Genomic DNA, 22,418 nt, shown 5'->3' on the forward strand with positions numbered 1-22,418 from the left:
TATGGGGATAGAGATCGTTGCCTTAAAGCAGGAATGGATGATTATATTGCAAAACCAATTAATGAAAATGAATTAAAAAGTAAATTAGAATTACTCTAATATTCATAAATATAAAAATTATATAAAAATTTAATTAAATTTGTTTTACATCACAAATCACGTTTTTTATAGATAGACCTATTTTTGAAAAAAATTTCTTCTATTCTATCAAAATGGATGGAAGCTCCTGTTTTATGGGATGAAGTAACCTTTTCACTTAATGTACCATCAACAACATGTTCTGTATACAACATAGTAGTACCATTTTCCTTTGGCATAATTTCAATAATTGCAAGAGAAACAGAATGATGGTTTTTATTTATATACATATCATGAGCAAAAACAATGTAGGTATCTTGTTTAATTTCATAATAATGTGCTTTATACAATGTTTCCATCCCTTGATCAAATTTACCCTGTAAAAGTTCATTACCCCCAAACTTTAAAGTTAAGTTCACGTTTGATTAAAGACCATGTTTCTGGACCGATGAACCATTGGGCTTTTATTATGGGATCAGACCAAACAGAAAAAACTTTTTGAGGTGATACATCATAGTGACGTTCGATAGTAAAAGATCCAGATGAAAGAGATTGATTCATAATTTGAGCTAAAATTGTAATATCCTGTGATTTATTATATAATACTAGTTAAAAACCAAATAATAATTTTCCTAAATTATCTTGATATAAAAATGAATATCCAAAAATTTCTAATTGTATTGGTAATAATTTTATTAAGCTTGGGATTTGGATGTGTGTCGGTTGATATATTGCCCGAACCAGAAAGTACAGAATCACGTCTTGATTTGTTATCTAAGATGGCACCAAATTTTACCCAACCTGTAACTATTTACTGGGATAAATATATGATACCATTTATTTCAGCACAAAATGATCAAGATGCCGCAATGGCTCTGGGTCTTGTCCACGCGCATTTAAGGTTAGGCCAGATGGAAATTGCTAAACGTCTTGCCTATGGACGTATTTCAGAAATGGCAGGCCCATTTACCACAAATATTGATTCTGGATTGCGTGCCTTAGGATTCGCCCGTGCTGCTCAAGATATTTTAAAAAATATGCCATCTGATACACATCAATGGTTAAATGCCTATGTTGCCGGGGTTAATTATTATAAGAACTTTATAAAACAAATGCCCCACGAAATGCGTATGTTAAATATGGATAATGAACCCTGGACAGCTGAAGATACAATTGCAATTGGAAGGCTTGGGGGAATAGATGTAAATTGGTTGATGTTATCAAAATTACTTCCGGAACGTACGAATAAAAATTGGTCAGAAATTTGGAAAACAGTTGCCCATACTCAGGGTTATACGTTAAACGATACAACCAAATCTTCAGTAAGATTAAAAAAAGATAATCAGCTATCTATGTTTATTGATTTGCTTCAACCTTTTATTCGCTCTGGAAGTAATTCATTTGCCGTTGCCCCAAATCAAAGTCAAAATGGTGCTGCTATGATTGCCAATGACCCGCATCTTGGATTTTCTATTCCAAATTTTTGGATCATTGTTGGATTACAATCACCAACTTATCATGTGGTTGGAATGATGCCTACAGGTATTCCTGTTTTCGCTTTTGGACGCAATGAACATATTGCTTGGGGGGGGACCAATATGCGGCAGTGGGCAAGTGATATTGTTGATGTAACAAATTTAAAAGATTTATCAACTGAAACTCATTTAATTAAGCGCAGGGGCTGGTTTGATACCATACGTACCAATCGGCTTAGTCCTTATGGCCCTGTTATTTCAGATACGGGTGTTCTCCCATTTCCCAAAGGTCGTGATTTTGCTGTACGTTGGACAGGGCATTTATCAAGTGACGAAATCACCGCAATGCTTGGCGTTATGAAAGCAAAAACATGGCAAGAAATGAAAACAGCTTTATTAAATTTTTCGGTACCTGGACAGAACTTTATTTTTGCTGATACGAAAGGAAATATTGGGCATATTCTTGGGACATGGATTCCTAATCGCAATCAAAATTTTCCAAATGACTTATGGGTAACAACCGAAGAAAGCGATAAATCATGGGCACATATTTTAAAGGTTGATAAATTACCTTTTATAATTAATCCTGATAATGGAGTAATTGCTTCATCTAATAATAATCCAGCTTTGGATACACAAATTCCTATTGGCTGGTTTTTTTCACCAAAAGATCGTATTGACCGTATTTATGATCAATTAACAAAAAAATCAAAATGGACAGCGGGCGATTTAAAAAAATTACAGCAAGATGTATATAGTGAAAGTTATATTATTTTACGAAATGCCATACTTAATAAAGTAAATGTCCAATCTTTATCAAATAAATCTTTAAAATTATGGGAACATTTAAAAAATTGGGATGGAAATTTTGATCTTGAATCCCAAGATGCTTTATTAATACATGATTTTACAATTAATTTTGCAGATAGATTTTATGATAAAAAAAGATATGGATTTGAAAATAATTTTTGGAAAGGTAACAGTTATCTTCCACGCATTTTAGCTGATGAGATAAATAAAGCAGATCAAAAAGAAATTCAATCTATACTTAACGCATCTTTAGAAGATGCGTACCCTGTTTTAAAAGAAGGGAAAAAATGGGGTGATATTCATCATATACGTATTGAACATATGCTTAGTAATATGCCGTTATTAGGAAATTTATATAGATTTCAAGACTTCCCTATATCAGGTACGCAAGAAACAATTATGAAAACTTCTGGGAATATGATATCACGCAAACATTATGTGGGTTATGGATCGCAAGCGCGTCATGTTTCTGATTTAAGCAATATAAACGCCAATGATTTTATTTTATTTGGAGGGCAAGATGGTCAGATTAATGCAGAAAATTTTATTGATCAAGTGCCTATGTGGCAACATGGTGATTATATCCGCGTACCTATGGATATAGATTTAGTTCAAAAAAATTTTTCTTATCATATGCATTTTGGTAGAGATAAATGAACTTTAATAAAAATTAAGATCTATATCTATTTTTCAGTATGGATATAGGAACAATAAGGGATAACCCAGTTCCTATATGCCATAAAAAATGTGTTCCAATTGGTATCCATGGGCATAAGGTTAAATCTAATTCTCGTGCAATAATAGCCAAGGTCATAGATAAAGCTGTATATATCCATGATAATTTTTTTTGCTGAAGGGCTAAGATTAAAGTAATAATAACAGGTGGGATAAAAGCCCCACTCATCATAGGAAGCCAAGAGATAAATATTTGTCCTAAAATTCCGCATATTAAAAGACTTATAATTCCTAAAGATAAAATAGGGAGTAATGGCAATTTTAATTTTTTGCATCCATTCGTTAGATAAAGTAAAAGCCATAAACCAATTGCACTTATATCTAATATTAAAGTCCATGATATTGGGGTTGCATGCCATAAAACACTTCCTAAAGAAATTGCTAATAATCCCCAGCGATGAAATGAAGCGGAAGGATCACGCCATATCCATATAGCTAAAATAAAAAATATTAAACTACTTAAAATATTAAATGGTTGTAAAAAACCTAGTACGTTTATAGATTCGCAATAAGTAAAATTAAATGATGTAAGCATTAATTAAATATTTAAAAATAATTGATTTTTTATAAGGTAAAAGACATTATCAGATGGATCTTAATTTAAAGCAATCCATTTCATTTTATAATTGCCTTATGATTATATTACCTCGTGTTTTAATTATTGTTGATATGCAAAATGGTTTTATTACTAAAACATCAAATCATTTACTTCAACCTATTGAAGAAATCCAATATAAATTTGATCATGTTATACTGACTAAATTTTATAATCCTGATCCCTCTCCATTCCGGGAAATTCTTGATTATCATAAACTGTCTCCTGCAAGTGATGAAACAAAATTAGCAATTAAACCAAGGCATGATGCATTTATTATAGAACGATGCACCTATACATGTGTCACAAAAATATTGCTGGCACACCTTAAAAATCTTAAAGTTAAAGAGATTTTTATATGTGGGATTGCAACCGAAGCTTGTGTTTTAAAAACAGTTTTAGATTTATTTGAATCTAATATTAAAACTTGGGTTATTGAAGATTTATGTGCAAGTGACCAAGATCAAGATTACCATAAAGCCGGTATTATTTTGCTTGCAAAATTAATAGGCCCAACCCATATCATAACTTATAAAGATACATTAAATAAAATAGAAAAATATTAATTAATTTATAAATTATTTGGGATCAATTGCAAGAGCCTGAAGATAATCTGAATGAATTGTTTGTTCAATTTTAAAAAAATCTTCCCAAGGATCTGATTGATAATTAATTAAATATTTAGATAATTTTTTAATAGTCATCTGTTCACTTAGAAATAATCTTTTTAAATCTTCCCATAAACAAGGAAGGGCAATAGTTGGAATGTTACGGGCACGCACTGAAAAAGGTGCCACTGCGGTAGATGTATAATCGTTGCGTAAATAATCAACAAAAATTTTATTTTTTCTTGTTGTTTTGCTGGCCCTAGCTGTATAAAAATTTGGCTTATCATAAGCCATAGATTGTGCAATAGCTTTTGTAAAAGCTTTTATTGTATCCCAATTATATTTGGGTTTAATAGGTATAGTGACATGCAACCCTTTGCCGCCTGTCATTTTGACAAAACTTTTTAGGCCAAATTCATGCATGCGTTCACGAATTTCTTGGGCAGCTTTAATAACGTAGTTTTTATTTAAACTAGGGTCTGGATCCAGATCAAAAATAATCCAATTAGGTTTATCGGGCTGATTTGCATAACAACCCCAGGGATGAAATTCGATAACGCCCAATTGGACCAGGCTTATTAGTCCTTTGATATCCTTGATCATTAAATATGATTCATTTCTTTTATGAATTTTAATTCCTGTATCATAAAGATAAGGAGACTGATCATGGGGTATATGTCGTTGAAAAAAACAAGATTCATTAACGTTTTCCGGACAGCGAATAATTGAAAGGGGCCGGTTGATAATATAGGGTAAAATATAATCAGCAATTTTTGAATAATAATCCGCTAATTCTTGTTTTGTAATATTGAAGTCCGGATAGATAATCCGATTGGGATGGGTAATTTCTATACCATTAATTTTGATCGTCGTATTTGTTGATTTCTTTTTATTCAATTTAGGAGAAGATTTTTTTTGTTCCAGGGCTATATCCCGTGTAATACTTGATGCAGGTTTATCTGCACGTAATCCTTGGAATGAAGGATGGCGGAGATATTGATTCCCTGTCCATTCGGTGAATGTAACTTCGCATACTAATTTAGGTTGTACCCAATAAGCGTTTTTTTTAATTTGTGTAGGTACATGATCAAAAGGCATATTTTTTTGCAAAAGAAGATTAAGTTTTTTTCTTAACAAGATAGATGTTTCTTGATCAAATCCTGTTCCCACTTTTCCTGCATATATAAGCTTTTGATCCCTATAATATCCTAAAAATAAGGCACCAATACCATGTCTATGTTGTTTAGGTAATGTAAATCCACCAATAATAAACTCTTGACCTAAATGACATTTTGTTTTTAACCAATCTTTATTACGGCCACTTTTATAAGATGCATCTTTTCTTTTGGAAATAATACCTTCTAATTTCAAATTGCAAACCTTCTTTAAAAAATTTTGTTCATGATGAACGAAGTGATCACTGTAAAATATAGAATTTTCAAATGTTTTAATTTTTAATAAAGGGTTTAGTAATTCTTTTCGTTGTATTAAAGGTAAGGAGGTAAGATCATGGCCATTAAGATATAGAAGATCAAAAATATAATATTGAAACTGGCTACTTTGTCCTTGGCTTAATGTTTCTTGGAGCATTTTGAAGGAACTTATTCCATGAGTATCTGGAACGATAATTTCTCCATCTAAAATCGCTGTTTGAATAGGTAATTTTGATAATTTGTCGGCAATAAAACGAAATTTATGTGTCCAATCCAGACCGGTACGATTAAACATAATAATTTCTTTTTGATCAAAATGGGTTTGAATACGATACCCATCAAATTTAATTTCATGAATCCAATGGCTACCTTCTGGGAACGTATTACTCAAAGTGGCAAGTTGTGGTGCAATAAATTTAGGTAATTTTTTTTTAAAAATTTTAGAAGAATTTTGTTTTTTGTTATTTTGAGTTGAATTATTTTGAGCAATTTCGTCCATAGATTTATGGCTTCTAACACTTGTGTGATAAGTTTTTAATAAATTATCATAATCATTATCCTGGGCCACATCATCATTATATTTAATTAAAAGCCAGTTTGTACGTTTTTCCTGGCTCTTCATACGGATCAATGTCCATTGTCCTTTTAATCTTTTGCCATGCAAAATAAATTCTAATTTACCTGAATGTAATCCCTTATGTGGGTCATTTATAGGTTCCCAATATCCTTCATCCCATAACATTACAGTGCCTCCGCCATAAAGTCCGTGGGGGATTGTACCTTCAAAATCTTTATATTTTATAGGATGATCCTCAACTTCAACCGCTAATCTTTTATCGTTGGGATCAAGACTTGGTCCTTTTGTAACAGCCCAACTTTTAAGAACACCATCTAATTCTAGCCTTAAATCATAATGAAGACGTCGGGCATCATGCTTTTGAATAAGATAACGATAGGTATGTTTTTTATTGATTTTTCCTTTAGGTTCTAATGTTTTTGAAAAATCACGTTTTTTGTTATAAATATTTAAATTATTTTCGGGCATACCGCTACCCAGCTTTACGTCGTTTTGCTGATTTCTTTTTTAAAGAATTTTTGGATTTATCTTGAGTTGAATTTTTTTTATCCGATTCTTTTAAACTTTTACGTAACGCATCCATTAAATTAATAACTTTGGCGCTGGGTTTATCTTCAATAATTTTTTCTGGTTTGCGGTTCTCTAATTTAGCATCAATTAATTCTTGTAAAGCTTCACGGTAATGATCATGAAATTTGTCAGGTTTGAAAGCAGAAGTTTTTCTTTTTATTAATTCTTTAGCTAAATCTAATTGATCCTTATCTACCTTTTCATCAATATCCTTAAAATAAGGGTCACTTTCGCGGATCTCATCTTCATAACGCAATGTTTGAAGTATCATCCCACTTCCACATGGTTTAAGAGCACATAATCTTTCACGTCCACTTATTGCTAATTGTCCTAATCCCATTTTATTGGTTTGGCGTAAAGCCTCACGAATAACAACAAAAGCCTCTTCTGCTTTTTCTCCATCGGGTGCAACAAAGTAAATGGTTTCATAATAAATAGGGTCAATACTATCTATTCCAACAAATTGGGTAATTTCTAAAGTTTCTGAAGATGGGATTTTTAATTTTTTAATCTCTTCAGGTTCAATAATGACATATTCACCTTTTTCTACTTCATATCCTTTGACAATATCTTCGCGGTCAATGGGTTCGCCATCAACAACATTTTGGTGATGAACCCGTTGGTTTGTAGGGCGATAAATTTCATGCAAAGAAATTTGGCGTGAACGATTAAGAGCCGCGTATATATTCACGGGTAGCGAGACAAGAGAAAGTTTTATATATCCATGCCAATAAGGTCTTAATGTCATAAATATTATTTTTTATTTTCTTTAGAATTTGTGGGATCGAGAACAACTTTAATCCACCCAAGATCACGTCGATCAAAAGCTTTAAATGCTTCAATAGCATCAGATAAAGGTTCTTGGTGGGAAAGAACTTTTAAAGGATCAACGATACCTGCAGATATCAAATCTAAGAGCATAGGGATATATTTACGATGATTACAATTACCCATACGAAGTGTTAAGTTTTTTCGCATGGCTTTACCTAAAGGAAAATTTTGTATTTTTTTAGTGTAAACGCCTGTTATTGAAATTGTCCCCGCTTTGGCTACACTATCAACAGCCCATTCAATAGCTTGGGTGGGGGCTCCCCCTGGATTCCACAATTCACCATCAGGGTTTTGTTTGGGAACAGCTTTTTTAATCTGTTCTTTTTGTTGCTCTTCTTTACCAGAAACTTTATTTTTCCATTGTTGCCATTTGCTCTCTGGTGGTTCTGCATCAACCCCAACAGCGTCAACAGCACAATCTGTGCCAATACCCCCAGTAATATCTAAAATTGTGTCTACAGGATTTTCTTTATCAAAATTAATAGACTCTGCGCCCAATTCTTGTGCTTTTTCTAACCGATCAGGTAAATGGTCAATCGCAATTATTCTTCCAGCTCCCATAAGTTTAGCGCTTATAATTGTAAATAACCCAACAGGGCCACATCCAAATACAGAAACAATTTTTCCATCATGAATATCAGCTAGTTCTGCCCCAAAATATCCAGTTGGAAAAATATCCGATACAGTAATTGCTTGATCGTCTGTTACATTATCTGGTATTTTGACAAGACCAACATGGGCAAAAGGTACCCGCACTTTTTCTGCCTGCATCCCATGAAATGGGCCACTTGCAGCCGGTCCACCGAAAAAGGCAGTTCCTTCATCTTTACCATTAGGATTTGCATGGTCACATTGGGAAAAATATCCAGCCCTACAATAAACACAATAACCACAAGCGATAGTTGATGCTATAACAACGCGGTCACCTGGTTTAAAATTACGAACATTACGTCCTATTTCTTCAATAATACCAACGCCCTCATGCCCTAGAATGGTCCCGGATTTCATCCCGGGCATCGTTCCGCGTACCATATGGAGATCTGTTCCACAAATAGCACTTGCAGTCAAACGAACAATAGCATCCTGAGAATTCTGAATTTTTGGATTGGCTACTTCTTCTAATCGGATATCACCGACATTATGAAATACGACGGCTTTCATAATATTTTTCCTAATTACTTTACTTTGATTTTACGAATATCTTCTAAATGGCTTTTTAAATCAGGTAACGTTTTTTCAGCAAAATCTCTTAAAGTTGGATCTTTACCATTCTTTGAATAATCAGTAAAAAGATCGACAGCTTCTTTATGTGCGTCTGTTTGAAGTTGAACATAAAGGCGATTGAAATCGTCACCAGATGATTGTTCTAATCTTTCTATTAATTTTTTATGTTTTTCGTCTAAAGTTTCTGGTGCTTTTTGATTTATTGATTGAAGTGTTGTGGTAAATCTTTCACCCACTTTAGTATGATCATTAACCATACGCTCTGCAAATCGACGAATTTCAGAATTATTTGATTTTTGTAAAGCTAATTGGCTTGAATCAATTTCAAATTTATTTGCAACAGCTGCTTTTTGGACAAAGCTTTCAACAGTTGATGTATTGGCTTCTGCTGAAGAAATAAAAGTTAGTGAAAATAAAATTAAAATAGCTATACTTAAGAAAAAATTAGGTACATTCATAATGTCTACCCTTCATAGGATTAAGTTAAAGGGACAGATATTCTGTCCCTTTTCCTAAATTAAGCATTTTTACTACGGCTAGAACTGGATTTACGTCCATTGCTTTTGCTTGATGAACGTCCACGGCTAGAGGATGATACATTGTCATGACTATGACGGCCTGCTTCCGCATGACCTTCTGGGTCGCCGTGCCATCCACGTCCTGAACCATTTGATGAGGTGCTTCTACGGCGACGACTGTTGCTACTACTGCCGCTATTATCTTCATCGTCACTCCTAAATCTGCCTTGTTCATCACGTGTACGGCGTGATTGACTACGACCATTCGAACGGGCAGAACGAGAACGGCTTGAGCGACGATCATTATCATCTTCATCGTCATCATAACCACGACCACCACGACTTTGGCGTCCTGCTTCGGCATGACCTTCTGGGTCACCAAACCAGCCACGTCCCGAACCAGAAGAACTTCTGCGCCCACTATTAGAGGAAGAACTGCTGCGTCCTCTACGGCTGGATGAACGATCATCATAATCATCATCGTCGTTGTCATGGCTATGACGTCCTGCTTCGGCATGACCTTCTGGGTCACCAAACCAGCCACGTCCCGAACCAGAAGAACTTCTGCGCCCACTACTAGAGGAGGAACTACTACCTCTACGACTTTGAGAACCATAATCTTCATCATCGTCATCACTCATAAATCTGCCTTGTTCATCGCGTTCACGATATTGACCACGGCCATTCGAGCGGGTAGAACGATATCTACCGCGGTTTGATGAACCATAATCGTCTTCATCATCATAACCACGACCCCCATGACTTTGACGTCCTGCTTCGGCATGACCTTCTGGATCGCCAAACCAACCTTGGCCTCTTCCGGAAGAACTTCTGCGTCCTCTGTTTGAGCTATAATCACCATCATCATCTTCTTCATATCTTGATTGACGTGATTGTCTGCTTGATCCATAATCTTCATCATCACCATATTCGTCGTCATCATACATATCTTCTTGTGAATCATACTCATCATCGCTCATGAATCTACCTTGTTCATCACGTTCGCGATATTGACTACGACGACCACTTGTGCGTGATGTGTAATTATCATCGTCATCATCACCTCGACGGCGTTCAGAATAAGGTGAATTTTGGTTAGAATTTGACATAATGCCTCCTTAACAGCTTATTTTTAATTGAATTTAAAGGTTATTAAATGAGTTTTTATATGGAGAGATAGTTATAGGAATTTTAGAATCTCTATATAGAATGCTCTATATTTGAACGGTAGCAACGTATATATAAAATCGTTGTACTGTGTTTAAGAAAAAAGATAAGGAAAAGATAAATTGATATATAATATTTATAACTGTAAAATTATGCAGTTATTATTTTACAATTTTTGGAAATTTTATCTGCATAACGTGTTGGTTCAGGAAGACGATATTTAGTTAGACATGCTATTGTTACATTAATAGCTGTTTCATGATCAATATAATGTCCAGATGAAATGAATAAAGGTTTTACATTATCTTTACTCCGAAGCACAGTACCAATTTTTTTATTTTTATTTATTAATGGACTTTGTGAACCCTTAATCCAATCAGGTTCTTGATAAGAACCAATTAATTTTGATTTGGCAACGCCGATGGATGGGATATTTGTAAGAACACCTAAATGGGCAGCTATACCAAGACCACGTGGGTGGGCAACACCTTGACCATCAACCATAAAGATATCTGGTCTATGAGGTAAATCTTTTAAAGCTTCTAAAATTACAGGTATTTCCCGAAAAGATAAAAATCCAGGGACATATGGTATAGTAGTTGGAAGATGTTTAATGATTGTTTGAATAGGTTTTAATTGATCCAAGGTCATTGTGACAATGACTGCATAACTAAGATTGTTGGTAAGATCGTAGCTTACATCGATACCAGCAATTAAATTTAAATTGGCAAAGTTATTTTCTAGGCGTACTTTGTTGGCCAGTTGCTTTTGAATTGATGCAGCTTCCTTTAAATTATCCGGCCATTTTATAGATTGGCTGTTAATATTAAACATAGTATTGGTTTTAAAAATAACGAAATGTTATTAGATTTTGTTGTTTTTATCTGGCAGGCTAGAAGTATTAATTGAAAAAGAAAAACATTGATATCCTTTTTCATGACTAAAATTTTTTAATTCTGCTTGGTATGCGTCATTGGTTTTAAATTTTGCACATAATTTATAATTAAAATTATTAACAATTTCATAATCAATCATATAGTTGCGATTATTGTTTGTATAACGGTTAATTTCCCAAATATCTTGGGGTAGTTTTTTTTCTTTGTTATAAAAATCTTGAATAGAATTTCTTACTTTAATCATATTATAGACAATATCCCCATCATGGACAGAATCTGTTTGACCAGGAAATCCTACAATAAAAAAAGCAATTAAACAGCTTGTAAAAATAAGGATAAAAATAAGAATAAGAATATAACGAGGTTTCATTTTATCGTAAATCAATCACACGTTTAATAGCTTTTAAACTTAAATAAAAATATAAAAATGCTATTCCTGAAAAGAGGAAAGTTATAAGCAATTTTATGAAATCTTGAATACGATTATCACCAAATAACACTGCATAAACAATTCCACATACTGTTCCAATACCAATGACAGCAGCAATAAACAAAGTTAAATAGATTATTTTGATACGTGAGGAATCAAATATAAACTGTCTTTTTACAGCAATATAATTGGTAAAAAAATAAAACGGAATAGAGGTGATGATAATGGATATATTCCATTTAATATTTTCCAAAGAGGAAAAACCCGTTTCAAAAATATAATCAACCATATCGTAACATAGATCAGTTGTATTATAAATGATAAGATATAGGGTTAAAAATATGAAAGCGTTTAAGGCAAATCCACCAAAACTGGATTTAATTGAATATTTAGGAACAGCAATTTTTGCTGATACTTGATAAAATTTATTATATTCAGATTGAATAATATCTTCTGGCCAACCAGCTTCTTTTAATAAAACTTGCTGTTCATCCCATTTAAGGCCATTATTTGTGGCACGAATAATAAAATCTTCTAATGTTAATTTATTCATAAAATATCAATATCATGATTTAAATATTTTTAAAATTAAAAATATTTAAGGATTTATTTTTTATTTTTATATTGTACAGTTAATTTATTATGAAATTTTGATTTAATATCATTTTAAAGTATAATGGTATATAGGATCATAGGATCATAAAATATTTTTAATACACGTAAATATTTAAAAAAATAGAGAGGAACTAAATCATGGCACCCCAAAAATCTTCTATAAAGAATACATCATCAAATAATGTTGTTGAGGGGTTATCACGATTATTAGCTGATAGTTATACATTATATCTTAAAACACATAACTTTCATTGGAATGTCACAGGTCCTATGTTTAGTATGCTTCATCTTATGTTTGAAACACAATATAATGAATTAGCTTTGGCTGTAGATCTTATTGCTGAGCGTATTCGTGCCCTTGGAAGTTATGCACCTGGAACTTATTCTGCCTATAAAAGGCTTTCATCAATCCAAGAAGAAGAAAAATTTCCTTCAGCTTCTGAAATGATTAAACAACTCATTGATGGGCAAGAGAAAGTAGTTAAAACTGCTTATCAAGTTTTTCCTTCTGCAGAAAAAGCAGGTGACCAGGCAACTATGGATCTTTTGACTCAACGAATTCAACTTCATGAAAAAAATGCTTGGATGTTAAAAAGTCTTCTCGCTTAATAAAAAGCTTCTAAATATTTATTTAGAAAACAGGATTTTTAAAATAAAATCCATGCCCACATTAATGTACCAAGTGCAATTCTATACCAACCAAAAGGTGTAAATCCATAATTTTTAACAAAAGATAATAATCCTTTAACGACAATAAAAGCAGCGATAAAAGAAAAGAATAATCCGATAATAATATCATACATATTGCTCATATTAAGATCATGCCAATTATCATAAAATGTGTAGGTTGTGGCACCTAGCATTGTTGGTATTGCAAGGAAAAAAGAAAACTCTGCTGCAGTTTTTCTTTCTACCCCCAAAAGTAACGCTCCCAAAATTGTTGCGCCAGAACGTGAAACGCCAGGGATCATCGCTATAACTTGTGCACACCCAATACTTAAAGATATCCACCAGGGAAAGGCGTGAATTTTATCAAATTTAAGTGTATGTATTTTTCTTTCAATAAAAAGAATAGCAATACCACCGATAATAAGTGATGAAGCCACAATTTCAGTTTTGAATAAAAAAGATTTAATAAAATGTCCAAGTACAACACCAAAAAGTGCAGCTGGAATAAAAGCAATAATTATATTAAAGATAAACTGCCGGGCTTGGGGATCATACGTTGCTTTTAAAAGAGTTTGCCAAAGAAAATTAAAATAGATAACGCAAACAGCTAAAATAGCACCCAATTGAATGGAAATTTCAAAGCTGCGTCCAGGTGGGGCTTGAAATTTTAAAAAATCTACTAAAAAAATTAAATGCCCTGTTGAAGAAACAGGAATAAATTCTGTGAGCCCTTCAACAATGCTTAGAATGATGATATCAAATAAATGGTAAAAATTCATAGTGAAAAATTTTTTTTGTTTGGAATAGTTTCATCAATTTCTTTTAAAAGAAAATCTCTAAATACTTGAATTCTTTTGCTGTTACGTAATTCTTCAGGATAAACAAAATATGCATGAAATTTAGGCCCCTGAAGTTCAGTTAAAATTGGTATTAAGTTTTTATTATTCATAACTAGATAATCTGGTAGAGTTGCAATCCCTATACCATTTTCTGTAGCGCGTAAAATAGCATAAATATTATTAACTGTGAAAAAAAGTTTACGAAATTTTCTGGGATTTAAATTTTCTTTTAGTAACCAATTAACTTCAGGTATAGGAGGTTTCATTCCTTCACCATACCCTATAAGTTTATGCTTTTCTAAATCATCTAAAGTTTTTGGTATGCCATATTTTTCGATATAATTATGTGATGCGTAAATAGCCATTTGCAGTGTCATAAGATGTCGTTGAATAAGCCCTGGCTGTTTGGGTGGTGACAATCTAATTGCAACATCTGCTTCACGCATCGATAGATCAAGCTCACGATCATCAAGAAGAAGCTCAAGTCTAACGTCCGGGTATATATCAAGAAACTCTTTCATTTTTGGAGTTAACCAAGTGGATCCGAGAGCCACGGTAGTTGTAACGCGTAACGATCCTTTAGGTTTTTCTTTATTTTCTTTAAGTTGCGTTTCGGTTAAAGCTAATTTAGTAAAGATTTCATGGCTTGTACGATAAAGAACTTCCCCTTGTTCTGTTAATATAAGCCCACGCGCATGACGATGAAATAAACTTATATTCAGACTATCCTCTAAAGAACTAATTTGTCGGCTAATAGCTGATTGACTAAGCTTTAAACTATCTGCTGCATGGGTAAAACTTCCAGCTTCAGCTACGGCATGAAAAATACGTAATTTATCCCAATCCATTACTTAACCAATAAGTATCAAAGAGAAAGTCGTGCTAAATATTTATCAGCTTCTAAAGCTGCCATACATCCCATGCCTGCAGCTGTAATAGCTTGACGAAAAATTTTATCTTTAACATCACCTGCGGCAAATATACCTGGTATGGATGTCGCTGTAGAATCCGGTTTCGTTAAAATATAACCTTCAGAATCCAGATCCAATTGACCATCAAATAATTTTGTTGAAGGTTCATGTCCTATAGCAATAAACACCCCATCTGTATCAATCAAATGGGTATAATTTGTATGAAGATTTTTGATTTCTAATTGAGATACAGTTAATGGATTTTCTGTACCTTTAACGTCAATAACAACACTATCCCACATAACGTCAATTTTTGGGTGTTTAAATAATCTCTCTTGAAGTATTTTTTCGGCTCTTAATTGATTGCGGCGGTGAATAAGTATAACTTTAGCAGCATGGTGAGTTAAAAAAAGAGCTTCTTCAACAGCTGTATTTCCGCCTCCTATAACACAAACCTTTTTATTTTTAAAGAAAAAACCATCACATGTGGCGCATGCAGAGACACCAAATCCTCGGTATTTGGTCTCTCCCTCCAGCCCTAACCATTTTGCTTGGGCACCTGTACATATAATTACAGTTTTAGAAGTATAAGAAGTTTGATCATCATCATAACAAATAAAAGGTTTTTTTGTGAAATCTACTTTCGTAATGATATTATTTATAATTCGTGTTCCTACCTGTAAGGCTTGGGCGCGCATTTGTTCCATAAGCCAAGGTCCTTGAATAACTTCTGCAAAACCTGGATAATTTTCTACATCTGTTGTAATTGTCATTTGACCCCCGGGTTGTAATCCTTCGAAAAGAAGAGGTGATAATCCTGCTCGGGCTGCATAAATTGCAGCTGTATAACCGGCTGGGCCAGATCCTATAATGATAATTTTGTTAGATGAAGGATGGGTCATGAATAAAATCACTTATATGGATAAGAAATAAAAATCTTCTTTTTTATTTTGATCATTGATATAACAATCAATGATAATTATGTAAATGTAAATACTATCAGATCAAGCATTATAAATAGAGGAGAAATTCATGCATCGTCCACGTCAATTAAAACTTGATCAAGTAGACCTGCAAATTTTAAACGATCTGCAAAACAATGGGCGTATGACCAACGTTGAACTTGCAGAAAGGGCGGGTATTTCAGCACCTCCTTGTTTACGACGTATTAGAGTATTAGAAGAGAATAATTATATTCTAGGCTATCATGCCCATATTAATTCTGAAGCTTTAGGATATGGTGTTACAATTTTTGCTCAAGTTAGTGTTATTAGCCATGCGGAACAGGATTTGAATGCTTTTGAACAATTAGTAAGCTCATGGCCCCAAGTTCGAGAATGTTATATGTTAGCAGGTGAAACAGATTTCTTATTAAAAATAGTTGCATCTGATTGGGATTCGTATCAAAGATTTTTAACAACTAAATTAACATCGGCACCAAATGTTAAACATGTTAAATCTTCTTTGGCGATTCGTTTAAGTAAATTTTCTCCTGGTATTCCTATAGAATCTCATGAGAAAATGAATGAAAAAGTTCATCAAAAAATGTAATTTACTTAAAAAATATGATTGTTAATTTTAAAAAAAATTAAATTTATAGATTTTATCGTGATATTATCGCAACATTTATAGAATAATTGTGTTAGAGATGCATTTAGTATAATCACGATAATTTTATATTAAAAATAAAAACTTCTTGTAGGTTTATATTTTTTAAGTATATTGAAGGCCTAATTTACAACTTCTTTGCTAATTCTTATCGTGGAATAGCGATTTTAAGAATTAGCTAATCTGTAGGCTTTTTACGAGCAAAACAGATAATAATCCATAAGGAAGATATAATATGTCATTTTATGAAAATGTTTTTATTGTCCGTCAGGACATGTCACAAGCCCAAGTTGAAGCTTTAGCCGATACTTTCTCTTCTATTCTTGTTGATCAAGGTGGAAAAGTATTAAAAAGAGAATATTGGGGATTAAAGAATTTAGCATTCCGTATTAAAAAGAATAAGAAAGGTCATTATCTTTTTCTTGGTATTGATGCACCATCTCCTGCTGTTGTGGAAATGGAACGTAATATGAGAATTAATGAAGATATTTTGCGTTATCTTACAGTTCATGTTCATAAATTAGAAGAAGGGCCAACTGCGATGATGCAAAATCATAATCGGGATAAAGAAGATCATATTTATGAGCATGAAGATGATCTTCGGACAGCTGTTGAAAATTAAAGGAATGTATGATGCAAAACGAACAAAAATATGGCTCTCAAAATTCTAATCAAGCTGTGTCAAATTTATTGGCACGTAAACCTTTTTTTCGTCGCAAGAAATTTTGCCCTTTTTCCGGCGAACATGCACCCCGTATTGACTATAAAGATGTTAAGCTTTTACAGCGATTTATTTCTGAGCGTGGTAAAATTGTTCCAAGTCGTATTACTGCCGTGTCGACAAAAAAACAAAGATTATTATCTCAAGCAATTAAACGGGCAAGATTTTTAGCTTTAATTCCATATTGCCAAAAATAGGAACAGTACTATGCAAGTTATTCTTTTAGAACGTATTGATAAATTAGGGCAAATGGGGGATTTGGTAGATGTAAAGCCTGGTTATGCTAGGAATTTTCTGTTCCCTCGTAAAAAAGCTTTGAGAGCTACGAAAGAAAGTAAAGCTTTTTTTGAAAGTCAAAAGGCCCAATTAGAAGCACATAATTTGGTTCAACGTAAGGAAGCCGAAGCTATTGCTAAAAAAATGGAAAAATTGACAGTTGTTATTATTCGTCAAGCTGGTGAAACTGGTAATCTTTACGGATCGGTTAGCATCAGAGATATTGCAGAAGCAGTAACAGCTGCTAAATTTACAGTTAGCAAACAGCAGGTTAGTTTAAATAAACCAATAAAATTGCTTGGTATTCATCCTGTTAAAATTTCTCTTCATCCAGAAGTGACAGTTAATGTTTTTGTTAATGTTGCAAAATCGTTAGAAGAAGCAGCTATTCAAGAAAAAGCTGGACAAGTAACTGAGCAAAAAGAGGTTGTTAAGGAAACATTAGATGACATGCTGACAAAATTTGATCATTCTCAAACTCAAGAAGAGATACCAGCAGTTTAAAATTTTATAAATTGCTGATTATAATTGAAGGGACTTTTATTATAGAAATAAAAGTCCCTTTGTACTATGATAAAAGTGATGAACTAAATTATCTTTAACCTTCAGAAAATTAAAATGGTCCAAACACTTTCTCCTATTGCGCAATCTTTTACTTCTTTTTCTGAGAAAACTTTACCTGTTAAAACCCCGCCTCATAATTATGATGTTGAACAAGCACTTTTGGGGGCTTTACTTGTTAATAATCAACTTTATGATCGTATTAATGAGTTTTTAAAACCAGAACATTTTGCTGATACTCTGCATGGTAGAATCTATAGGGCAATTAGCCAAATTATTGAACGTGGACAAATTGCTAATCCACTTATTTTAAAAAATCAATTCGATCAAGACCCTGCTTTAATTGATATTGGGGGTGGATCATATCTTGTGAAGTTAGCTGATTCTGTAGTTACTCTGGTTAATATTCAAGATTATGCCAAAGAGATTTATGATCTTTATTTACGTCGTCAATTAATCAATTTGGGCAATGATGTAGTTAATAATGCATTTGAATTTAAAGATGTTAATTTTGCTGCTACTCAACAAATTGAATGGGCTGAGGAACATCTTTATCAATTAGCTGAAACAGGACAAATAGAAAGCCGACTACAATCTTTTCACTCGGCTTTAACTATAGCTATTGAAATTGCTAATACGGCTTATAAAAAAGACAGTCATATCACAGGGGTTACAACAGGTTTTATTGATCTTGATAGAAAGTTGGGTGGATTTCATCCCTCTGATTTAATTATTTTGGCAGGACGTCCTTCCATGGGCAAAACAGCGTTAGCAACAAATTTAGCATTTAATGCAGCTTTGGCTTATGATAAACACAAGCAAAATCCTGATCATTTAAATTCAGGGGGTAAAGTTGTGTTTTTTTCTCTTGAAATGTCTTCAGAGCAACTTGCTACGCGTATTCTTGCTGAACAAACTGGTATCTCATCAGATCGCATTCGACGTGGAGAATTAAAACAAGATGATTTTAATAAATTTGCTATTGTTGCACAAAAATTACAAGATTTGCCTTTATATATTGATGATACGCCTGCTTTAACTGTATCAGCACTTAGAACACGAGCACGAAGATTAAAAAGACAATTTGAAATAGGCTTTATTGTTATTGATTATCTTCAGCTTATGCAACCGGGGTCAGAAAGAAGTAGATCAGAAAATCGGGTGCAAGAAGTATCCGAAATTACGCGCGGGTTAAAAGCACTTGCTAAAGAACTTAATGTACCTATTTTAGCTTTGTCTCAATTAAGTCGAGCTGTTGAAACACGTGAAGATAAACGACCTCAATTGGCTGATCTTAGAGAATCTGGTTCTATTGAGCAAGATTCTGATGTTGTTATGTTTATTTTTAGAGAACAATATTATCATGAACGTACACCACCCAAACAACGTGATGACGAAGATCCAGAAAAATTTGCACGACGTGTAACTATGTGGCAGGAAAAGGGTGCAAAAATTCATAATGTAGCAGAAGTGAATATTGCTAAACAACGCCATGGACCTATAGGCACAATAGAATTGTTCTTTGATGGTACTGTAACCAAATTTGATAATTTAAGCCGTGATCATGAAATTGAATGATTAATCAAAGTCCAAGAGATACGGCCTGTTTGGAAATTAATTTAACAGCCATTTATGATAATTATATTAAACTTGCTAAAAAAACTGGTCCTGCATTATGTGCTTCTGTAGTGAAAGCAGATGCCTATGGCTTAGGATTACAAAAAATTATTCCCATTTTAATCAAAGCTGGATGTAAACATTTTTTTGTTGCAACAATTGATGAAGGTATTGAACTAAGACATACATTACAATCATTCGGTTGTATGGATGCTTATGTGTTTATTTTATATGGTCCTATAAAACAAACTTTATCAGATTTTTTATGGTATGATTTAATTCCCGTTCTTAATAACTTTTATCAAATAGAATTATGGTTAAGTTTTTCAAAACAAAAAGAAAAGAAATTAAAAGCTGCTTTGCATCTTGATACAGGTATGTCACGCTTGGGATTAATGGCGTCAGAGATCAATAAATTAATAACAAAATATAATTTATTCAATATGGATATTCTTTTAATCATGAGCCATTTAGCTTGTGCGGATGTACCTGAACATTCTATGAATGCTAAACAACTTAGACTTTTTAATGAAAGGTTGTCTGATTTATCTCGTATATTATCTAATCCATGGAAAAGTTTGGCCGCATCTTCAGGAATTTTTTTAGATAAAACTTATTATTATGATCTTGTAAGGCCAGGGGCAGCTCTTTGGGGTATTAATCCAACACCCTCGAAACCTAATCCTATGGCAACAGTTGTAAATCTTTGGGCACCCGTTTTGCAAGTTCATGAGATTGACACAAATGGGTGCGTTGGGTATGGTGCAACACGAAGTTTTTCTAAACCAAAGCGCCTTGCAACATTAGCATTAGGTTATGCAGATGGTTTATTACGGTCACTTAGTAACCAAGGTGTTTTTTGGTTCAAAAAATGGAAGCTTAATGTTGTAGGACGTATATCTATGGATCTTGTGACAGTTGATATTGAGGATGTACCAATGGATCAAATTCATCCTGGCGATATGGTTGAAATTATGGGCCTGCATCATTCTGTGGATCAGTTAGCTTTAGAAGCAGGAACAATTGGATATGAAATTTTGACATCCCTTGGGCAAAGATTAACAAGATATTATAGTATATAAAATGAAGTATATTTTTTTTATTTTACAATTAATAGGTCATACGGTTTTAACATCTATTCAAACAATTGGAAGATTAGTCGTTTTTATGCTGACTGGTCTTTATTACTGTTTTATTCCCCCCTTTTATTTTCGTCATCTTTCTAAACAAATGATAGAAATCGGTTTTTATTCATTACCCGTGGTTGGATTAACTGCAATTTTTACAGGTATGGTTCTTGCGCTACAAAGCTATACAGGTTTTGCTAGGTTTAGTGCAGAAGCTGCTATTCCCAATGTTGTTGTTATTTCAATTACAAGGGAATTAGGGCCGGTTCTTGCTGGATTGATGGTAGCAGGAAGAATAGGGGCTGCAATGGCAGCTGAAATTGGAACTATGAGAGTGACTGAACAAATTGATGCTTTGGTTACATTGGCAACAAATCCTATGAAATATCTTGTAGCTCCTCGATTAGTAGCAGGTACAATTATGCTACCATTTTTGGTTGTGGTTGCAGATATAATAGGGGTATTTGGTGGATATTTAGTGAGTATTTATAAATTAGGTTTTAATCCAGCGATTTATATAAAGAATACAATAGATTTTTTACAAGCTTTAGATGTTGTTTCAGGTTTGGTTAAAGCGGCAGTTTTTGGTTTTTTAGTAGCACTTATGGGCTGTTATCATGGTTATTATTCTAAAGGAGGTGCCCAAGGCGTTGGTACTGCAACCACAAATGCAGTTGTTGCTTCATCAATTCTTATTTTGACTTTTAATTATCTTATTACGGAATCTTTTTTTGCACAATAATGACAAATAAAACTAAAATTTCTATTCGTAATTTATTTAAATCTTTTGGCCCTAAACATGTTTTAAAAGGGCTTGATCTAGATGTTTATGAAGGTGAATCATTGGTCATCATAGGCGGATCAGGTACAGGCAAATCAGTTTTATTAAAGTGTATTTTGGGTATCATTCAACCAGATAGTGGAAGTATTAAAATTGATGGGCAAGAAATTATAGGGTTATCTATTTCACAACGTGAAGAATTTTTAAGTAAAATGGGGATGCTTTTCCAAAGCTCAGCTCTTTTTGATAGCTTGACGGTCTGGGAAAATGTTATTTTTGGTTTTTATGGAAGTAGAAGAAAAAAAATGCATTTGGAAGATGCCCAAAAATTAGCCCTTAAAACTTTAGCCAGTGTTGGATTAGGAGAAGACGTTGCATCTTTATATCCTGCAGAATTATCAGGTGGTATGCAAAAAAGAGTAGGTCTTGCCAGAGCTATTGCTACTCAACCTGAAATAATTTTTTTTGATGAACCAACAACTGGTCTCGATCCAATTATGGCCAGTATTATTGATCAACTTATTTCGAAATGTGTTGCTAATTTAGGCGCAACAGCTTTATCAATTACCCATGATTTAAATAGTGCACGGAAAATTGCTAATCGTATGGCTATGATTTTAGATGGTAAAATTATTTGGCAAGGACCAGTACAAGATATTGATCAATCAAATAATCCTTATGTTGATCAATTTATTCATGGCAAAATGGATGGTCCCATCAAAATGTCAGTAAAAGCTTGGTAAATT

At 33.3% G+C, this 22,418-nt stretch carries 25 protein-coding genes; 11 read left to right on the top strand and 14 right to left on the bottom strand.

All coding sequences use genetic code 11. The annotated features are described in order from the left end of the window. Window positions 1-149: 149 nt before the first annotated feature. Both K1X44_01790 and K1X44_01795 read right to left on the bottom strand, forming a co-directional pair. Window positions 150-497 carry an SRPBCC domain-containing protein gene (locus K1X44_01790; GenBank protein MBX7146021.1) on the bottom strand — a complete coding sequence of 116 codons (348 nt, stop codon included), beginning with the start codon at window positions 495-497 and terminating at the stop codon, window positions 150-152. Then, window positions 469-639: a hypothetical protein gene (locus tag K1X44_01795; protein MBX7146022.1), complete on the bottom strand. Its 171-nt coding sequence runs from the start codon at window positions 637-639 to the stop codon at window positions 469-471. Before K1X44_01795 ends, K1X44_01790 begins: the two co-directional genes overlap by 29 nt. 155 nt (window positions 640-794) lie before the next feature. Here K1X44_01795 and K1X44_01800 point away from each other — a divergent pair, with 155 nt between their 5' ends. Beyond that, entirely contained in the window at window positions 795-3,020 is a 2,226-nt protein-coding gene (locus tag K1X44_01800; protein ID MBX7146023.1) for a penicillin acylase family protein, read from the top strand. A 13-nt stretch (window positions 3,021-3,033) separates the two neighbouring features. Here the strand turns inward: K1X44_01800 and K1X44_01805 are convergent, their stop codons facing one another. Continuing rightward, window positions 3,034-3,633, bottom strand: a complete 600-nt coding sequence (locus K1X44_01805) for a hypothetical protein (protein ID MBX7146024.1) — start codon at window positions 3,631-3,633, stop codon at window positions 3,034-3,036. A 53-nt stretch (window positions 3,634-3,686) separates the two neighbouring features. Here K1X44_01805 and K1X44_01810 point away from each other — a divergent pair, with 53 nt between their 5' ends. After that, a complete protein-coding gene (locus K1X44_01810; protein ID MBX7146025.1) occupies window positions 3,687-4,259 on the top strand; it encodes a cysteine hydrolase in 573 nt (190 codons plus the stop codon). 12 nt (window positions 4,260-4,271) lie between these two features. Here the strand turns inward: K1X44_01810 and ligD are convergent, their stop codons facing one another. From ligD to K1X44_01850, 8 genes are all read right to left on the bottom strand, one after another. Next, entirely contained in the window at window positions 4,272-6,779 is a 2,508-nt protein-coding gene (gene ligD / locus K1X44_01815; protein MBX7146026.1) for a DNA ligase D, read from the bottom strand. 4 nt (window positions 6,780-6,783) lie between these two features. Next, window positions 6,784-7,629 (bottom strand): Ku protein, encoded by an 846-nt coding sequence (locus K1X44_01820; GenBank protein MBX7146027.1) that lies wholly within the window; start codon window positions 7,627-7,629, stop codon window positions 6,784-6,786. A gap of 5 nt (window positions 7,630-7,634) precedes the next feature. Next, window positions 7,635-8,873, bottom strand: coding sequence for a glutathione-dependent formaldehyde dehydrogenase (locus tag K1X44_01825; protein MBX7146028.1), 1,239 nt, complete (start codon window positions 8,871-8,873; stop codon window positions 7,635-7,637). Between the two features lie 14 nt (window positions 8,874-8,887). Continuing rightward, window positions 8,888-9,394, bottom strand: a complete 507-nt coding sequence (locus tag K1X44_01830) for a DUF4142 domain-containing protein (GenBank protein ID MBX7146029.1) — start codon at window positions 9,392-9,394, stop codon at window positions 8,888-8,890. Between the two features lie 59 nt (window positions 9,395-9,453). After that, the gene (locus K1X44_01835; protein MBX7146030.1) at window positions 9,454-10,563 is read right to left on the bottom strand and encodes a hypothetical protein; all 1,110 of its coding nucleotides are present in this window, start codon (window positions 10,561-10,563) and stop codon (window positions 9,454-9,456) included. Between the two features lie 208 nt (window positions 10,564-10,771). Continuing rightward, window positions 10,772-11,455, bottom strand: coding sequence for a deoxyribonuclease V (gene nfi, locus K1X44_01840; protein ID MBX7146031.1), 684 nt, complete (start codon window positions 11,453-11,455; stop codon window positions 10,772-10,774). 30 nt (window positions 11,456-11,485) lie between these two features. After that, entirely contained in the window at window positions 11,486-11,887 is a 402-nt protein-coding gene (locus K1X44_01845; GenBank protein ID MBX7146032.1) for a hypothetical protein, read from the bottom strand. 1 nt (window position 11,888) lies between these two features. After that, window positions 11,889-12,500: a hypothetical protein gene (locus K1X44_01850; protein ID MBX7146033.1), complete on the bottom strand. Its 612-nt coding sequence runs from the start codon at window positions 12,498-12,500 to the stop codon at window positions 11,889-11,891. Between the two features lie 200 nt (window positions 12,501-12,700). Between K1X44_01850 and K1X44_01855 the strand changes: the two genes are divergently transcribed. Then, entirely contained in the window at window positions 12,701-13,171 is a 471-nt protein-coding gene (locus tag K1X44_01855) for a DNA starvation/stationary phase protection protein (GenBank protein ID MBX7146034.1), read from the top strand. 38 nt (window positions 13,172-13,209) lie between these two features. Here the strand turns inward: K1X44_01855 and K1X44_01860 are convergent, their stop codons facing one another. Genes K1X44_01860 through trxB form a run of 3 tightly spaced genes read right to left on the bottom strand, consistent with a single transcriptional unit; the run spans window position 13,210 to window position 15,883 of the window. Beyond that, window positions 13,210-14,010, bottom strand: a complete 801-nt coding sequence (locus tag K1X44_01860; GenBank protein MBX7146035.1) for an undecaprenyl-diphosphate phosphatase — start codon at window positions 14,008-14,010, stop codon at window positions 13,210-13,212. Next, a complete protein-coding gene (locus K1X44_01865) occupies window positions 14,007-14,918 on the bottom strand; it encodes a LysR family transcriptional regulator (protein MBX7146036.1) in 912 nt (303 codons plus the stop codon). Before K1X44_01865 ends, K1X44_01860 begins: the two co-directional genes overlap by 4 nt. Window positions 14,919-14,935: 17 nt before the next feature. Then, window positions 14,936-15,883, bottom strand: coding sequence for a thioredoxin-disulfide reductase (trxB, locus tag K1X44_01870; protein ID MBX7146037.1), 948 nt, complete (start codon window positions 15,881-15,883; stop codon window positions 14,936-14,938). 130 nt (window positions 15,884-16,013) lie between these two features. On the opposite strand from trxB, the gene K1X44_01875 reads away from it, so the two are divergent. The 8 genes from K1X44_01875 (at window position 16,014) to K1X44_01910 (ending at window position 22,415) form a co-directional block, all read left to right on the top strand. After that, a complete protein-coding gene (locus K1X44_01875; GenBank protein ID MBX7146038.1) occupies window positions 16,014-16,532 on the top strand; it encodes an Lrp/AsnC family transcriptional regulator in 519 nt (172 codons plus the stop codon). 292 nt (window positions 16,533-16,824) lie between these two features. Next, on the top strand, window positions 16,825-17,211 hold the full coding sequence (gene rpsF, locus K1X44_01880) for a 30S ribosomal protein S6 (GenBank protein ID MBX7146039.1): 387 nt from the start codon (window positions 16,825-16,827) through the stop codon (window positions 17,209-17,211). 11 nt (window positions 17,212-17,222) lie between these two features. Beyond that, window positions 17,223-17,507: a 30S ribosomal protein S18 gene (gene rpsR, locus K1X44_01885; GenBank protein ID MBX7146040.1), complete on the top strand. Its 285-nt coding sequence runs from the start codon at window positions 17,223-17,225 to the stop codon at window positions 17,505-17,507. Between the two features lie 10 nt (window positions 17,508-17,517). Further along, window positions 17,518-18,090, top strand: a complete 573-nt coding sequence (gene rplI / locus K1X44_01890) for a 50S ribosomal protein L9 (protein ID MBX7146041.1) — start codon at window positions 17,518-17,520, stop codon at window positions 18,088-18,090. Window positions 18,091-18,204: 114 nt separating this feature from the next. Then, window positions 18,205-19,725 carry a replicative DNA helicase gene (locus K1X44_01895; GenBank protein MBX7146042.1) on the top strand — a complete coding sequence of 507 codons (1,521 nt, stop codon included), beginning with the start codon at window positions 18,205-18,207 and terminating at the stop codon, window positions 19,723-19,725. Continuing rightward, the gene (gene alr / locus K1X44_01900; protein MBX7146043.1) at window positions 19,722-20,846 is read left to right on the top strand and encodes an alanine racemase; all 1,125 of its coding nucleotides are present in this window, start codon (window positions 19,722-19,724) and stop codon (window positions 20,844-20,846) included. Before K1X44_01895 ends, alr begins: the two co-directional genes overlap by 4 nt. Before the next feature lies 1 nt (window position 20,847). Then, complete coding sequence (locus tag K1X44_01905; protein MBX7146044.1) at window positions 20,848-21,633, top strand: ABC transporter permease; 786 nt, start codon at window positions 20,848-20,850, stop codon at window positions 21,631-21,633. After that, entirely contained in the window at window positions 21,633-22,415 is a 783-nt protein-coding gene (locus tag K1X44_01910) for an ATP-binding cassette domain-containing protein (GenBank protein ID MBX7146045.1), read from the top strand. The genes K1X44_01905 and K1X44_01910 overlap by 1 nt, the downstream gene beginning before the upstream one ends. Window positions 22,416-22,418: the final 3 nt, after the last annotated feature.

The sequence above is a fragment of the Alphaproteobacteria bacterium genome, assembly GCA_019695395.1.
In the GTDB taxonomy this organism is placed as follows: Bacteria; Pseudomonadota; Alphaproteobacteria; order JAEUKQ01; family JAIBAD01; genus JAIBAD01.